Source organism: Streptomyces racemochromogenes, from assembly GCF_044129415.1.
Classification (GTDB): Bacteria; Actinomycetota; Actinomycetes; order Streptomycetales; family Streptomycetaceae; genus Streptomyces; species Streptomyces racemochromogenes_A.
Map to the genome: position 1 here is coordinate 1 of NZ_JBBDHD010000056.1, position 15135 is coordinate 15135.

At 76.4% G+C, this 15135-nt stretch carries 12 protein-coding genes; 7 read left to right on the forward strand and 5 right to left on the reverse strand.

Annotated elements, in window-relative coordinates:
- Positions 1-73: 73 nt before the first annotated feature.
- Positions 74-874, reverse strand: coding sequence for a glutamate racemase (locus tag WDV06_RS21005; protein WP_395511298.1), 801 nt, complete (start codon positions 872-874; stop codon positions 74-76).
- 175 nt (positions 875-1049) lie between these two features.
- Here WDV06_RS21005 and WDV06_RS21010 point away from each other — a divergent pair, with 175 nt between their 5' ends.
- From WDV06_RS21010 to WDV06_RS21030, 5 genes are all read left to right on the forward strand, one after another.
- A complete protein-coding gene (locus WDV06_RS21010; protein WP_395511299.1) occupies positions 1050-2219 on the forward strand; it encodes a glycosyltransferase in 1170 nt (389 codons plus the stop codon).
- Between the two features lie 266 nt (positions 2220-2485).
- Positions 2486-3097 carry a DUF6643 family protein gene (locus WDV06_RS21015; protein ID WP_395511300.1) on the forward strand — a complete coding sequence of 204 codons (612 nt, stop codon included), beginning with the start codon at positions 2486-2488 and terminating at the stop codon, positions 3095-3097.
- Positions 3098-3262: 165 nt separating this feature from the next.
- The gene (locus WDV06_RS21020; RefSeq protein ID WP_395511301.1) at positions 3263-4090 is read left to right on the forward strand and encodes an MOSC domain-containing protein; all 828 of its coding nucleotides are present in this window, start codon (positions 3263-3265) and stop codon (positions 4088-4090) included.
- A 329-nt stretch (positions 4091-4419) separates the two neighbouring features.
- Complete coding sequence (locus tag WDV06_RS21025) at positions 4420-5043, forward strand: Rv1733c family protein (RefSeq protein WP_395511302.1); 624 nt, start codon at positions 4420-4422, stop codon at positions 5041-5043.
- 144 nt (positions 5044-5187) lie between these two features.
- The gene (locus WDV06_RS21030) at positions 5188-7641 is read left to right on the forward strand and encodes a right-handed parallel beta-helix repeat-containing protein (protein ID WP_395511303.1); all 2454 of its coding nucleotides are present in this window, start codon (positions 5188-5190) and stop codon (positions 7639-7641) included.
- Here the strand turns inward: WDV06_RS21030 and WDV06_RS21035 are convergent.
- A complete protein-coding gene (locus WDV06_RS21035; RefSeq protein ID WP_395511304.1) occupies positions 7592-10150 on the reverse strand; it encodes a hypothetical protein in 2559 nt (852 codons plus the stop codon). The genes WDV06_RS21030 and WDV06_RS21035 overlap by 50 nt on opposite strands.
- Positions 10151-10594: 444 nt before the next feature.
- On the opposite strand from WDV06_RS21035, the gene WDV06_RS21040 reads away from it, so the two are divergent.
- Positions 10595-11107, forward strand: coding sequence for an SRPBCC family protein (locus WDV06_RS21040; RefSeq protein WP_395511305.1), 513 nt, complete (start codon positions 10595-10597; stop codon positions 11105-11107).
- Positions 11108-11168: 61 nt separating this feature from the next.
- On the opposite strand, the gene WDV06_RS21045 is transcribed toward WDV06_RS21040, so the two are convergent.
- Positions 11169-12326, reverse strand: coding sequence for a PLP-dependent cysteine synthase family protein (locus WDV06_RS21045; RefSeq protein ID WP_395511306.1), 1158 nt, complete (start codon positions 12324-12326; stop codon positions 11169-11171).
- Positions 12327-12525: 199 nt separating this feature from the next.
- On the opposite strand from WDV06_RS21045, the gene WDV06_RS21050 reads away from it, so the two are divergent.
- Positions 12526-13071 carry an ATP-binding protein gene (locus tag WDV06_RS21050; RefSeq protein WP_395511307.1) on the forward strand — a complete coding sequence of 182 codons (546 nt, stop codon included), beginning with the start codon at positions 12526-12528 and terminating at the stop codon, positions 13069-13071.
- A gap of 39 nt (positions 13072-13110) precedes the next feature.
- On the opposite strand, the gene WDV06_RS21055 is transcribed toward WDV06_RS21050, so the two are convergent.
- Entirely contained in the window at positions 13111-14418 is a 1308-nt protein-coding gene (locus WDV06_RS21055; protein ID WP_395511308.1) for an ROK family protein, read from the reverse strand.
- Positions 14419-14459: 41 nt separating this feature from the next.
- Positions 14460-15119: an alpha-ketoglutarate-dependent dioxygenase AlkB family protein gene (locus tag WDV06_RS21060; protein WP_395511309.1), complete on the reverse strand. Its 660-nt coding sequence runs from the start codon at positions 15117-15119 to the stop codon at positions 14460-14462.
- Positions 15120-15135: the final 16 nt, after the last annotated feature.

A 15135-nucleotide genomic window follows, 5' to 3' on the forward strand; every position in this document is an offset into this window, starting at 1 on the left:
ACCACCGCGGACACACCGCGCTCGCAGGCAAACCACCCGCCAGCCGCGTCCCCAACCTCACTGGGCAATACACCTAGCGCCCCACCCCGGCGCCCTGGCCGGAGCCGGCCAGCAGGCGGCCCTCCGGGTAGCCGAGGGCGGCCGCGGAGAGGGCGGACGGCCGGCCGCTGTGCAGGACCGTCAGGCCGCCCGTCTGCGGCAGCCCCGGCGCGGGCTCGGCTCCGATGCGGCGCAGGGCCTGCACGGCGACGGCCTCGGCGGAGCCGTGGAACCGCAGCCGGGCCCCGCCCGTGCGCACGGCGAGGGCGGCCCGGATGGAGTCCTCGACGAGCTCGTAGTGCGTGCAGCCGAGGACCACGTCCGTCACGTCGGCCGGCGTCAGCTCGGCCGCGGCGGCGACCGTGCGCGCGACGGCCTCCTCGTCGGCGTGCTCCACGGCGTCGGCGAGGCCCGGGCACGGTACCTCGGTGACGGCGGCGCCGGCGGCGAAGTCGCGGATCAGTCCGCGCTGGTACGGGCTGCCGGTGGTGGCGGGGGTGGCCCAGATGGCCACCCGGCGGCCGGCCGCCGCGGCGGGCTTGATCGCCGGGACGGTGCCGATCACGGGGATGCCGGGCTCCAGCTCGGCCCGCAGCGTGGCCAGGGAGTGCACGGAGGCGGTGTTGCAGGCCACGATCAGGGCGTCGGGCCGCAGCGCGGCGGCCGCCCGGGCGACGGCCCGGGCCCGCTCGGTGAGGTCGGCGGGGGTACGGGGGCCCCAGGGCATCCCGTCCGGGTCGGAGGACAGCAGCAGATCGGCGTCGGGCCGCAGCCGACGCGTCGCGGCGGCCGCAGCGAGGAGGCCGATTCCCGAGTCCATGAGCGCGATCTTCACCGGGTCACCCTAGTCGACGCGCCAGCCAGCCGCCCGAACTCCACCGTGACAGATGACAGCAAAACCGGATGAACAACCCCGCCATTCGCCGGATCCGGACCCGGGGCGGGCCCCGCAGCGCGCCGTGCGGCGCCGATGCGGGACACGTCCGGCCCGGGTCGGCCAGACTGCCGGCATGGGCCTCCTCATCGCCGCCTACGCCTCCCTCGCCGCCTGGCTCTGGCTCACCCTCGCCCAGGGCATGTTCTGGCGCACCGACGTCCGGCTCCCCCCGCGCACCGCCCCCGCCCGCTGGCCCTCCGTCGCCGTCGTCGTCCCGGCCAGGGACGAGGCCGGAGTGCTGCCCCGCAGCCTGCCGTCCCTCCTCGCCCAGGACTATCCCGGCCCGGCGGGCATCGTCCTGGTCGACGACGGAAGCTCCGACGGCACCGCCGCGCTCGCCCGCCGCCTGGCCGCCGAGCAGCCCGGCCTGCCCCTCACCGTGCTCACCCCCTCCGACCCGCCGCCCGGGTGGACCGGCAAGCTGTGGGCCCTGCGCCACGGGATCACCCACGCGACCCGGAGCGCGCCGGACGCCCCCGAGTACCTGCTGCTCACCGACGCCGACATCGCGCACGAGCCCGACAGCCTCCGCGAGCTGGTCTCCGCCGCGAGCACCGCCGGGCTGGACCTCGTCTCCCAGATGGCCCGCCTGCGCGTGGCCGGCACGTGGGAGCGGCTCGTCGTGCCCGCCTTCGTGTACTTCTTCGCGCAGTTGTACCCCTTCCGCCGGATCAACCGCCCCGACGCCCGCACCGCGGCGGCCGCCGGCGGTTGCGTACTGCTGCGCACCGAGGCGGCCGTCCGCGCCGGGATCCCGGACTCCATCCGCCAGGCCGTCATCGACGACGTCGCCCTCGCCCGGGCGGTCCAGCGCTCCGGCGGCCGGATCTGGCTGGGGCTGGCGGAGCGGGTGGACAGCGTCCGCCCGTACCCGGACCTGGCCGGCCTGTGGCGGATGGTCTCGCGCAGCGCGTACGCCCAACTCCGCCACCGGCCCGCGCTGCTGGCCGCAGCGGTGGCCGGGCTGGCGTTGGTCTACCTGGTCCCTCCGGCGGCCCTGTCCGCCGGGCTCGCGACCGGCCGCCCCGCCGTCGGCGCGGCCGGAGCCCTGGCGTGGCTGCTGATGGCCGGCACCTACCTGCCGATGCTGCGCTACTACCGCCAGCCTGCGGCCCTCGCGCCGCTGCTGCCCTTCACCGCCCTGCTGTACCTGCTCATGACCGTCGACTCGGCCGTGCAGCACTACCGGGGGCGCGGGGCCGCCTGGAAGGGCCGAACCTATGCCCGCCCGAGCGACGCCTGAAACCATCCGCCGCCCGGAATTCGGCCTGACGGAACGTCACCACGGAGTCGCCCGAGGTCACCGCGTTGTGACGCCCCTTCAGCTCCGAATGCGTGCACGGGCCAACGGCCGAGTACGAGTGGGAACAAGATGGGGTGCATGTGGCGAACCGTGCACGTGAACACCAAGTGAAAGCTGTGGCTCTGACCTGGGAATATGCAGGTCAGAGCGGTGTTGGCGGCACCTGGCTATGGACCCCGTGAAGTCGTGGGCTTAACTTGTCTCCCATGACCTCCCCCCGCTCCACTTATGGCGGCGGTTACTACTCCGCGCCCTCTTTCCCGGACACCCCCATCTACGACTCCCTCGTCGCAGAACGCGGGACTCCGCAGATCGCCCCGATCCGCGTCCCGGCCGCCTACGAGTCCCCCAGTGCCGGTTACCCGAGCGGTGGATACCTGCCGGCCCTCGCCTCCTCCATGCCCGCCCTCCCGCCCGCGTCGCCCCAGCAGACGCCGACGCCCGCGTACGGTTACGGGTACCCGCAGCAGCAGGCCGCGCCGGCCCCCATGCCGGTTCCGCTTCAGCACGCGCCGGCCCCGTACGTCCCGCAGCAGCAGGTCGCGCCGCGCGCCGGGTTCGTCCCCCAGCCGCAGCCCCAGCCGCAGCAGCCGCGTCCGCTCGCCGCGGGCAGCGGGTACGAGGCCATGCGGCCGGCCGCCCCGCGCCCGATGACGGCTCCCATGCCGATGGCGGCCGCCATGCCCATGGCGGCTTCCGTGCCGGTGGCGGCCCCCCTGCGGATGGCGGCGCCGATGCCGGCGGCCGTCCCGACCGCCGCGGCGGTCCCCTCGTACCAGGACCCGTACGGGGGGCAGTACCAGGGCCGCGGCTACTGACCGACCGCCCCACCGCCCCGCCCCGACCGCCCCGGGGCCGGGGCCGGGGGCCGAACCCCGCCGGACGGTGGTTCGGCGGCGGCGGCCGGAACCGGGCGGCCGGAACACTGCGCCCTGCGCGAAACGGGCTGGGGCCCCGGCGCGGGCGGCTGGCAAGATGCCCCCATGTCGAACTTGTACGTCCGGTCCCTCCACGTCCATCCCGTCAAATCGGTGGCGGGGACCGCTCCCGACGAGATGACCGTGGAGCCCTGGGGCCCGGCCGGCGACCGCCGCTGGGCCGTGGTCGACCCGGCGGGCGCCGTCATCACCCAACGCCAGCAGGCGCGGCTGGCGTTGGCCTCGGCGCGCCCGCTGACCGGCGGCCGGGTCGCCCTGTCGGCACCCGGCATGGCGGACCTGGTGGTGGAGGTGCCGGAACCGGGCCCGCTGGAGCCGGTCGTCCTGTTCGGCAAGAAGGTCGACACGGTCGTCGCCTCGACGGCCGCCGCCGAGTGGTTCAGCTCCTTCCTCGGGGAGCCCGCCCGGCTGGTGCACCTCGACGACCCGGCCGTACGCCGCCCCGTGGATCCCGACTACGCCCTGCCGGGGGAAACGGTCAGCCTCGCCGACGCCTATCCGGTGCTGCTGGCCACCACCGCCTCGCTGGACGCCCTCAACTCCCTGATCGCCGAGGGCGACCACCCCGAAGAGGGACCGCTCCCGATGAACCGCTTCCGCCCCAATCTGGTGGTCGGCGGGACCATGGACGCCTGGGCCGAGGACGGCTGGCTGCGCGTCGCGATCGGCGACGCCGTCTTCCGGGGCGTGCGCGAGTGCGGGCGGTGCATCGTCACCACCACGGACCAGGCCACGGCGGAGCGCGGCCGCGAACCCCTCAAGACCCTGGCCCGCCACCGGCGCATCGGCAAGTCGCTGGCGTTCGGGCGCCAGCTGGTGCCGGTCGTCCCGGGCACGGTGCGCGTGGGCGACGAGGTGCGCGTCCTGGAGTGACCCCGCCCCCTCCCGCCCGGGACACCGGCCCCCGGTCCACGCCCCGGCCCGCCACTGACCACGGCGGGCGGCGCGGCGGTACGGGGGCCGCCGGAGGGGACGGGCAGGCGGGCGGATTGACACCTTCGGGGGGCTCGCGGGCCCCGCTGGAACCAACCGGCGGCGCGGGGCCGTTGGAGCATGCGGGACGCACGGACACCCCGCCGGAGCGGGAGCACCGGATCGGGTGACGGACGTCCCGCGCGTCCCGGAATGCGCGTCCTCCGGGTATGCGGAAGGCTTGGGCGCGCGGACAGACGCAGACTGGCATGGGCAGGGGGAGCCGGACCGTGCGGACAGCAATGGGTGTGTGGCGCTGGCGGCGCAATCCGCTGCGCAGGCCGACCGACCTCGTCGAGGCGTGGGTGGCCTTCGTCGCGCTGGTGTGCGTGCTGCTGGTGGCCCCGGCCGTCGGCTGGGCCGCCGGCCTGCGGGTGGACGGGATCCTCCAGCGCGCCGCGCACGAGCAGCGGCAGGAGAGGTACCTGGTCCCGGCCGTGGTGGTGCGCCCCGCGGCCGCGGCGGGCGCGCGGGCCGGCGCCGTCGCCGATCCCACGGCGCAGCAGACGGCGACGGCACCGGCGCGGACCACGATCGTGGCCTCGTGGACCGCGCCCGACGGCACCCGTCACGAGGGCGCGGTCCCCGCGGCGGAGGAACCGCCCCGTCCGGGCGACCGGTTCCGGATATGGACCGACATCCGGGGCCGGCTCGTGGGGCAGCCGCTCGATCCCGGGGCGGCGTCCTTCCACGCCGCCATGGCCGGGCTGGCCGCGGCGCTCACGGCGGCCGCGCTCGCCGAGACGCTCCGCCGGCTCGTCGTACGCAGGCTCATGCATCGGCGGTACATGCGTCTGGACCGGGCGTGGGCGGCGGCCGGGCCCGACTGGGGCCGGGCGGGTGCGGGCAGCTGACCTGGCAACTCCCGGGCCCCGCGCGCGCTACGGTGGAGCAGCAGGCCCGTCCGGCCGCTTCGGCACCCGGGCGGGGCGGCGGCCGCTTCAGCCGCTCCGGCCCGTCCGGCGGCGCGAGTACGAGGGTGGGGGCACGACAGCACAATGGCTCAGGGCACGGTCCAGGTGACGCAGGGCGGGACCTCGCGGTGGCGGCGGCGTTCAGGTGAGTATCCGACACTGAGCGCGGCGCTCGCGGTGGCGGGCGACGGCGACGTGCTGTCGGTCGCCCCGGGCACCTACCGGGAGAACCTGGTGCTGTGTCATGCCGTCATCCTGCGCGGGCCCGAGGGCGCGGCGGCCGGCTCGGTGCGGATCGCCCCGCTGGACGGGGTCGCGCTCACGGTGCGCGCCTCGGCCGTGGTCCAGGACCTCCATCTGGAGGGGGCGGACCGGGCGGCGCCCGCGCTGCTCGTCGAGGACGGCTCCCCCGAGTTCAGCGACCTGCGGGTGCACACCAAGTCGGCGTCCGGCATCGAGGTGCGCGGCGGGGCCCGACCCCTGGTGCGCCGCTGCACGGTGGAGAACCCGGCCGGGGTGGGCATCGCCGTCCTGGACGGCGGCGGCGGGGTGTTCGAGGAGTGCGAGGTGGTCGCCGCCGGGCAGGCCGGGTTCTCGGTGCGCGGCGGGCACCCCCGGCTGGAGCGCTGCCGGATCCACCACGCGATCGGCGCGGGCATCGCCGTCAGCGGCGAGGGCTCGGGTCTGGAGGCGCTGGGCTGCGAGGTGTACGAGATCAAGGGCAGCGGGGTGCAGGTCGCGGCGCGGGCCGCCGCCCGCCTCACCGACTGCTCCGTGCACCGCACCTCGGGCGACGGGGTCACCCTCGACACGGAGGCGGTGCTCTCGCTCGCCGGCTGCGACATCCACGACATCCCGGAGAACGCCGTCGACCTGCGCTCCCGCTCCGTGCTGACCCTCAGCCGCACCACGGTCCGCCGGTTCGGGCGCAACGGCCTGTCGGTGTGGGACCCGGGAACCAGGGTCGAGGCCGAGTCCTGCGAGATCCACGACAGCACGGGCGACTACCCGGCGGTGTGGATCAGTGACGGGGCCACCGCCGCCCTGGAGTCCTGCCGGCTGCACGACGTGCCGGACGCCGTGTTCGTCCTGGACCGGGGTTCGCGCGCCGACGTGATCGACAGCGACCTGGCCCAGGTCCGCAACACCGCCGTCTCCGTGAGCGACGGCGCCACCGCCCGGCTGGAGGACTGCCGGATCCGGGAGGCGGGAACCGGGGCGTGGTTCCGCGACCACGGCAGCGGCGGCACGGTGAGCGACTGCACCGTCGACGGGGTGCAGACGGGGGTGATCGTCACCAAGGGCGCCGACCCCGCCGTGGAGCGGGTCACGGTCACCGCGTCCGCCGAGGCCGGGTTCTACGTGTCGGCGGGCGGGCGGGGCACCTTCACGGACTGCCGGGTGTCGGGCGGTTCCGGCTTCGGCTTCCACGTCATCGACGGCTGCCGCAGCACGCTCACCGGCTGCCACGCCGAGCGCTGCGCGCGCGGGGGCTACGAGTTCGCGGAGGACGGCCCGCTGGTCGAGGGGTGTACGGGCGACGGGCCGGGGACCCGGCTCACCGCCGAGGCGGCCGCGGGCACCGACCCCGCCGGGGCGCGGCCCGGAAGCGGTACGGTGACGGCCGCGCGGACCGTCGTGGGGCGGCCGGCGGCGCCCGGGCCGGCCTCCGTGCCGGTGCCGGAGGCCCGTACGCGCGAAGCGCCGGCCGGGGCCGGCCGGGCCGCGGACGAAGTGCTCGGACAGCTGGACGCGCTGGTCGGGCTGGACAGCGTCAAGCGCGAGGTGCGCGCCCTCACGGACATGATCGAGGTGGGGCGCAGGCGGCAGCAGGCGGGCCTCAAGGCGGCCTCGGTGCGCCGGCACCTGGTGTTCACGGGCTCCCCGGGCACCGGCAAGACCACGGTCGCCCGGCTCTACGGGGAGATCCTCGCCTCGCTGGGGGTGCTGGAGCGCGGCCACCTGGTGGAGGTGTCCCGGGTGGACCTGGTCGGCGAGCACATCGGGTCCACGGCCATCCGTACGCAGGAGGCCTTCGACCGGGCGCGCGGCGGGGTGCTGTTCATCGACGAGGCGTACGCGCTGGCGCCGGAGGACTCGGGCCGGGACTTCGGGCGCGAGGCGATCGACACGCTGGTGAAGCTGATGGAGGACCACCGGGACGCGGTGGTGGTGATCGTCGCCGGGTACACGGAGGAGATGGAGCGGTTCCTGACCGTGAACCCGGGGGTGGCGTCGCGGTTCTCACGGACCATCACCTTCGGCGACTACGGGCCGCGGGAACTGCTGCGGATCGTGGAGCAGCAGGCGGAGGAGCACGAGTACCGGCTGGGCGAGGGGACCGGCAAGGCGCTGCTGGAGTACTTCACGGAGCTGCCGAAGGGCCCGGGGTTCGGCAACGGCCGGACCGCCCGGCAGACCTTCGAGTCGATGGTGGAGCGGCACGCGAGCCGGGTGGCGCAGCTGGCGGAGGCGGGCACGGACGAGCTCACCCTGCTGTTCCCCGAGGATCTGCCGGTGCTGCCGGCGCCTTGCTGATCCGCGGGGCGGGCAGCTCCGCGTCCTCCCGTACGCCGGTCCGGGTGGCGGTGTCGGTGGCGGCCAGGCGGGCCAGGAGCGCGTCGCGTTCGGCGCTGAAGGCCGGATCGGCCTGGTAGTCGCCGTGGCGCAGGATCGGCGCGGGCAGCGGGTACAGCGGGTCGCGCCCGTAGGCGACGGGGTCGGCGAGGGGGCCCCGGTCGACGCGGCCGTCCGCGTCGGCGCCGGCCCCGACGGGCCCGCCGATGGGGTCGGTGGCCCGCCACAGGTTGCGCCAGCGGTCGAGGTCGCGGTGGAGGGCGGCGAGCGGGCCGGGGCCGAAGTAGGCGGGGAACCAGCGGCCGTAGAGCCGGGCCAGCGGTGACCCGTACGTCAGGAGGGCGACGCGGCGGCGGGTCGCGGGCGGCAGCTGCCAGACGGCGGCCGCCGCGAGCACGCTGCCCTGGGAGTGCCCGGAGATGACGAGCCGGCCGCCGGTGCGGGCGGTCCAGCCGGTCATCCGCCAGGTCAGGTCGGGCACGGCCCGCTCGGCGTAGCAGGGCGGGGCGAAGGGGTGGGCGGCGCGCGGCCAGAAGGTGCCGACGTCCCAGAGGATGCCGATGGTGCGGCGGGAGGCGGGGTCGCGGTAGGCGCGGCGGCCGAGGGCGACGAAGGCGGCCATGCCGAAGCCGATGAGCCAGGAGCCGCTGTCCTGGGCGGCCCGGGCGGCGGCCGCGAGGAGCGGGTGGGCGTGCCGGGCGGCCTCGGCCGGGACCCGGCCGCTCGCCCAGGCCCCGGCGAGGGCTCCGGCGCCGAGCAGCAGGGTGACCGCGCAGACGGCGCCCACGAACCAGGGGGCGGTGTCGGTCAGGGCGGCGGCGGCCCGCGCCCCGGCGATGCGCCGGCTGCGATCGGGGTCGGGGACCGCCCCGGGATACTCGGCCGCGACGGTGGCGGCTGCCGTGCGGCGTATCGCGGCGGCCCGGATCCCGGCGGTGGCGGCGACCAGGGCCAGCGCGAGCAGCAGCGGCGGGAGGACGGCCGCCTGCCAGGACAGCAGGACGGGCGGCCCGGGCAGCGGGGCGCCGGGGGCGGCGGGGGCGCTCGCCCCGTCGAGCCAGTCGGCGACGCGCTGGGAGACGCCGCCGGACATGACCCCGCCGAGGGCGCAGCCGAGCAGGGCGACGGCCGGGCCGCCCAGTCCGCCGAGGACGGCGCCGGGGGTGGGCGTCCGGCGGTGGAGGCGGCGGGCGACGAGGGCGAGGGCGAGGACGCAGCCGCCCTGGGCGAGCATCAGCGCCCCGAAGGCGAAGTCTCCGGGGAGCCTCCCCCGTGAGGTCCAGCCGGGCCGTGACCAGCCGGCGTAGAGGAGCGCGGCGGCCAGCAGCGCGAGGGCGCAGGCGGGCAGCAGGGTGACGGCGGCCCGGTCGAGCCGGTGGTCGGGCCGTTCCTCGGTACGGCCGCGCCGGCACACGACCCACAGCACGGCCACCGCCCCGGCGGCGAGCAGCCCCTGCACCGCCCAGCCGGCGGCGAGCAGACCGCCGGGGGCGGCGGAAGCGCGGTCCTCGCGGGCGGTGGGGGCGGCGACGGCGTACGCCACGGTCAGCAGGCCGGCGGCGGTGTGCCCGGCGCGCAGCCGGGCCACGATCCGCCGTCCGTACCAGAACCCGGGCCGCCCCAGTGGCGCGTCCGCGGGCCCGGCGCCCCCCGGCACGCCGTCCCGTCCCGGGGTGCGGGCACCGCCCGGCCCGTCCCGGCCCGCGGCCGGCGGGGTGCCGGGCCCCTGCGGAACGGCGGGGGCGTCGACACCCCCGGCGGAGCGGCCGACCCCGTCCCCGCCCCCGGCCGGCGGGGGCTGGGATTCGTACGCGCTCCAGGTGCGGGCCGACAGGAACCAGAGCAGCGCGGTGAGCGCGACCGGGGCGAGGGCGCCGAGCGCGAGCCGCCGGCCCGGCTGGGCCCACCAGCCGCCGGGCCTCAGGAAGGCGAGCCACGACCGGGACCCCGTGCAGGCGTGAGCGCCCGCGCACTGCCACGCGAGGAGGTCCAGCGCCACCTCACAGGCGGCCGCGACGAGCAGCACGGTGAGGCTGAGGGCGAGGAGCCGCACCAGCAGCCCGTACGCGCGCACCGCCCGCGGGGGTGGCCCGCCGGGGGCGGTGGCGGGCCGCGCCCAGTGGGCGAGGTTGGCCACCATGAACGGCAGGAGCAGCAGCCACAGCGCACGGGCGCCGTTGCCCGAGGTGAGCCGGGACCAGCAGTAGGCCTCGGGGACGGGCCGTCCGGCGTAGCGCTCGGGGTGGGCCTCGGCGTCGGCGTCCTCGGCCCGGCGGAACACGGCGGCGGTGGAGTCGCCCGTCACGCGGACGGGATGCGGATCGCGGAGCAGCTCACCCGGGGCGGCTCCGGCGACCCCGTGCACGAACAGTTCGAGCGCGAGCGGGGGCGCCGGCGACGGTGCGAGCGGCCGGGTGACGGGCTGCGCCCCGTCCGGCGGGACTGCGTCGGGTGCGGCGGGCTGCGGCATGGGGCCTCCGCGGGGAGGGCGGTGGATCGGAGCCCGCGCGCGGCGGGGTCGGCCGCTTCCAGCATCCCGCGCCAAGAGGGCCCTGCCCAGGCCCCGTTCGCGTGAAGGCGGCCCCCACGGTGAACGGAGCGACCGCCCGCGGCGTCCCCCCGCGCGAAACCTCCGCCCGGCCGCCTCCCCCGCCGTGCGGGGCCACCACCGCCGGCGTCCCACGCGCCGCCCGACCGGCCGCCCGAACGACCCGGCCGACCGACGGTCGCGCACCGGGCGGGACGCCGCCACGCGGCCCACGCCCCCGCCCCCGCCCCCGCCCCCGCCCCGGCGGCCCGGCCTGGTCCGGTCCGGGCCAGTAACCACCCTGTCGGCGGCGACAACTGACGGGCAGGCAGATATCGTGACGGGGCGAGGCCCGCCATCACCGCATCGACCGCAGGGGGTAACGCCATGGCCCGCCGACTCCGCCCCGTGGGGCTGGACTTCCTCGAACAGGCTCCGACGCGGCTGGTGTTCACGGCCAGGGCGGCGGCCGCGCCCGAGGCGCTGTACCGGGCGCTGGCGGAGGAGGTGACCGGCTGGCCGGCCTGGTTCCGGGCGGTGTCGCTGGCCCGGCCCACCGGGGGCGGCGCCGGGCGGGAGGTCAGGCTGCGGGGCGGGGTCCGGTTCCAGGAGACGGTCGTGGCCGCGGAGGCCGCACGGCGCTACGCCTACCGCGTCGACCGGACCAACGCCCCCGGACTGCGGGCCCTGTTGGAGGAGTGGCTGCTGGCCCCGGCCGCCGGGCCGCACTCCCCCGGCGACCGCTCCCCCGGCACCCTCGTCCGCTGGACCTTCGCCGCCGACGGCCCGGCCCCCCTGCGCGTGGCGCTGGCCGCCGCCCGCCCGGGGCTCGGTCACTCCTTCCGCACGGCGGTGCGCACCCTCGACGCCCGTCTGGCGGCGGCCCCGGCACGCGGCTGACCCCGGGCTCCGCCCTCGGATCCCGAAGCGAACCGGACCGGCCCGCCGGTCGGCGCCGGCCTCAGGCCTGCGGCTCGCGCCAGGTTCCGGTGTCCAGCAGGGTCTCGATCGTCTTCGCGTACGGCGCGATGTCCAGGCCCTGGGCCGCCAGCCACTCGTCCGAGTAGTACTTGTCGAGGTAGCGGTCGCCCGGGTCGCAGAGCAGGGTGACGACGCTGCCCGTGCGGCCCTCCGCCACCATCTCGGAGACGATCTTCAGGGCGCTCCACAGCCCGGTGCCGGTGGAGCCGCCGGCCTTGCGTCCTATGGCCTGTTCGAGGGCGCGGCAGGCGGCGACGCTCGCCGCGTCCGGGACCTTCATCATGCGGTCGATGGCACCCGGCACGAAGCTCGGCTCCATCCGGGGCCGGCCGATGCCCTCGATGCGGGAGCCGCAGTCGCTGCTCGCGTGCGGGTCGTGGCGCGTCCAGCCGTCGAAGAAACAGGAGTTCTCCGGGTCCGGGACGCAGATGCGGGTGTCGTGCTGCATGTAGTGGACGTAGCGCGCGATGGTCGCGGAGGTGCCGCCGGTGCCGGCGGTGGCCACGATCCAGGCGGGCTCGGGGTAGCGCTCCAGGCGCAGCTGCTGGTACATCGACTCGGCGATGTTGTTGTTGCCGCGCCAGTCGGTGGCCCGCTCCGCGTACGTGAACTGGTCCATGTAGTGGCCACCGGTGCGGGCGGCGAGGTCGGCCGACTCCTCGTACATCTTCATGGAGTCGTCGACGAAGTGGCATTCGCCGCCGTGGAATTCGATGAGCCGGCACTTCTCCGGGCTGGTGGTCCGCGGCATGACGGCGATGAAGGGGACGCCGATGAGCTTGGCGAAGTAGGCCTCCGAGACGGCGGTCGACCCGCTGGAGGCCTCGATGACGGGGCGTCCGGGGCGGATCCATCCGTTGCACAGCGCGTACAGGAACAGCGAGCGCGCGAGGCGGTGCTTCAGGGAGCCCGTCGGGTGCGTGGACTCGTCCTTGAGGTAGAGGTCGATGCCCCAGGCCTCGGGCAGCGGGAAGCGCAGCAGATGGGTGTCGGCGCTGCGGTTGGCGTCCGCCTGGACCTTGCGCACGGCTTCCTTGAGCCAGGCGCGGTATGCGGCGTCGCTGCGGTCGACGTCGACGGTGGTCGTCACCGCGGCCGTGTTCGAGGCCGTCGTACCGGTGGTGCCGGTGGTGCTCATGCGCCTTGCTCCTTTGTCGGTTCCAGGGCCCCCTCCTTTCGAAATGTACCCCCCTCACCTGCGCAAACAGTCACTTTGGGTTTCTATGCGGATCGCTTTCGGTCGCGTTCGGTTGCAGACGGCGCGACCGTGGGTGACCCTGGAGATTGCGTCACCGAGGGTGCAGCACCCGTAACACTGATGTCGGGGAGTCGCAGCCGTGATCACACATTCCCGCAGGCACTGCGTCGTGGAACTGCAGGCCCTGCCCGCGCGGATCGGCCAGGTCCGCAGGATCGTCTCCGCCCAACTGCGCCACTGGCAGCTCGACCCGCTCATAGACCGGGCTGCGCTCGGCGTGACGGAGCTGCTCAGCAACGTCCACCGCCACGCGCAGCCCGACAAGGTCTGCACGGTCGAGATCGAACTCCGCCTCGGGCTGCTCACCGTCTCCGTGCACGACAGCGATCCGCGGCTGCCCGTCCGGCGCGAGGCCGATGGCCTGGAGACATGTGGTCGCGGGCTGGCGCTGGTGGAGGCCGTCAGCGAGGCGTGGGGTGCCCGCCACCAGCCGGACGGACCCGGCAAAGTGGTCTGGTTCTCCCTGCGGGCCGCTCCCGCCCCGGCGGCGCCGCCGCACACGGTCCGTATCGGCGTGAAGAAGCCCGTACGGGAGCCCGCCCGGGCGGTGATCGGCGCCGTGGACGCACAGCCCGTCGTGACGGGCGTGCCGGCGTCGGTGGCGGTCGGTACCGGGCCCGGGTGACGCACCCGGGACCCGCCCGCCGCTCCGGGGCCGCGCGGCTCAGGCCGCCGCGCCCAGCGTCCCCAGCGGGTCGTCCAGCACCGGCTGCCAGGCCAGCTCGGCCGCCCCGACCAGGCTGTTGTGGTCGAGGGTGCACGGCAGGATCGGCACGCCCCCGCTGCGCCCCCACAGGCTGCGGTCCGCGACCACGGCGCGCAGCCGTTCCGGGTCCGCGTACAGCAGCTCGCGGTGGAGTCCGCCGAGGATGATCCGGTCCGGGTTGAGGATGTTCACCAAGCCGGCCAGGCCCAGCCCGAGCCGGTCGATGAGCTCCTCGGCGGCCGTCCGCACCGCGGGCTGCGCGTACTCGGTGCGCAGCAGGTCGCGGGCCTGCTGGAGCAGCGACACCTCGGGGCCGGGCGTACGGCCCGCCGCGGTGAGGAAGGCCAGCGGGTCGGCCTCCACGTCCAGGCAGCCCCGGCTGCCGCAGTGGCAGGGCCGCCCCTCGGGGTTGACCGTGAGGTGGCCGACCTCCAGGGCGAGGCCGGAGCTGCCGCTGTGCAGCCGGCCGTCCAGCACCAGCGCGCCGCCGACCCCGCGGTGGCCGGTGGCCACGCACAGCAGGTGCTGCGCGCTGCGGCCCGCGCCGTGGCGGTGTTCGGCGAGCGCGGCGAGGTTGACGTCGTTGCCGGTGAGGGCCGGCCCGTCGATGCCGGCCGCCTTCACGCACTCGGCGAAGATGGCCCGTACGGGAGAGCCGGCCGGCCAGGCCAGGTGCAGCGGGTTGAGGGCCGTGCCGTCGGGCTCGGCGACCGCCGAGGGCACTGCGAGGCCGGCGCCGATGCAGCGCCGCCCCGACGCGGCGAGCAGCTCCGCGCCCGCGCCGACGACCGCGCCGAGCACCTGGGCCGGGTCCGCGGAGACGGTGACCTTGCCGGGGGCGGTGGCCACGATCCGCCCGCCGAGGCCGACGAGGGCGGCCCGGAACCCGTCCGAGTGCACCTGGGCGGCCAGCGCCACGGGGCCGTTCTCGTCAACGGCGAGGCGGTGCGAGGGACGGCCCTGGGCGCCGCTCGCACCGCCCGGGCGGGAGTCGACGCGGATCAGGCCGAGGGCCTCCAGCTCGGCCGCGACGGCTCCGGCGGTGGCCCGGGTGACGCCCAGCTCGGCCGTCAGGACCGCGCGCGTCGGGGCCCGGCCGGTGTGGACGAGCTCCAGCGCGGGGCCCAGGACGCTGCGGCCCCGCTCCAGCTTGTTCTTCGTCGAAGCCGGAGAGGCCGGGGAAGCCGTCGGAACCGGGGAAGCCGTGCGGGCCGTCGACGCCGTGTTCTCGTCCCCCACCCCCGGCGGGGCGCCGTTGCCGTTCATGCATGGATCCTCGCATGATCGGGAGGCCGGGAGCGCAGCGGCTACGCGGGACCGAGGCCGCCGACCCGCAGGGTGATGTTCAGCCGGCCGGTCAGCCCCAGTCCGGGCGGGCCCGTGCCGGGCAGGACCTTGGGCACCCCGTGGTAGGCGAGGCGGCTGGGGCCGCCGAAGACGAAGAGGTCCCCGCTGCGCAGCTCGACGTCCCGGTAGGGGCGTCCCCGGGAGGCGGTGTTGCCGAAACGGAAGAGACAGGCGTCGCCCAGGCTGAGGGAGACGACCGGGGCGGGCGAGCGCTCCTCGGCGTCCCGGTGCATGCCCATGCGGGAGTCGCCGGCGTAGAAGTTGACCAGGGCGATGTCGTACGCCTCCGCGGCCGGCGGGGGCGTCCCGTAGGCGTCGGTGACGGCCCGGCGTCCCAGGTCGGCGAGCCAGGCGGGCATCGGCTTGACGGGGGCCCCGTCTCCGTCGACGGCGGTGGGCGCGTACCCGTACGGGTACCAGTGCAGGCCGAGGCACACCTGCCGGGCGGTCATCGTCCCGCCGCCGGGGGTGCGGACGGTGCGCAGTCCGGCGGGCGGGCGGGCCCAGGCGCGGCAGGCGTCCAGGAGCTCGCGCTGGCGCCGCGGCCCGAGCCAGTCGGGCAGGTGCACGGCGCCGGGTGCGACCTCGGTCCGCCCGCGCGGGAAGAGTTCACCGTCCACCCCTCCATTGTCAGGG

Coding starts and splice junctions, on each gene's coding strand:
- WDV06_RS21055 (WP_395511308.1), bottom strand. CDS start 14,418: ATGAACGGCAACGGCGCCCCGCCGGGGGTGGGGGACGAGAACACGGCG.
- WDV06_RS21030 (WP_395511303.1), top strand. CDS start 5,188: ATGGCTCAGGGCACGGTCCAGGTGACGCAGGGCGGGACCTCGCGGTGG.
- WDV06_RS21010 (WP_395511299.1), top strand. CDS start 1,050: ATGGGCCTCCTCATCGCCGCCTACGCCTCCCTCGCCGCCTGGCTCTGG.
- WDV06_RS21020 (WP_395511301.1), top strand. CDS start 3,263: ATGTCGAACTTGTACGTCCGGTCCCTCCACGTCCATCCCGTCAAATCG.
- WDV06_RS21015 (WP_395511300.1), top strand. CDS start 2,486: ATGACCTCCCCCCGCTCCACTTATGGCGGCGGTTACTACTCCGCGCCC.
- WDV06_RS21040 (WP_395511305.1), top strand. CDS start 10,595: ATGGCCCGCCGACTCCGCCCCGTGGGGCTGGACTTCCTCGAACAGGCT.
- WDV06_RS21035 (WP_395511304.1), bottom strand. CDS start 10,150: ATGCCGCAGCCCGCCGCACCCGACGCAGTCCCGCCGGACGGGGCGCAG.
- WDV06_RS21045 (WP_395511306.1), bottom strand. CDS start 12,326: ATGAGCACCACCGGCACCACCGGTACGACGGCCTCGAACACGGCCGCG.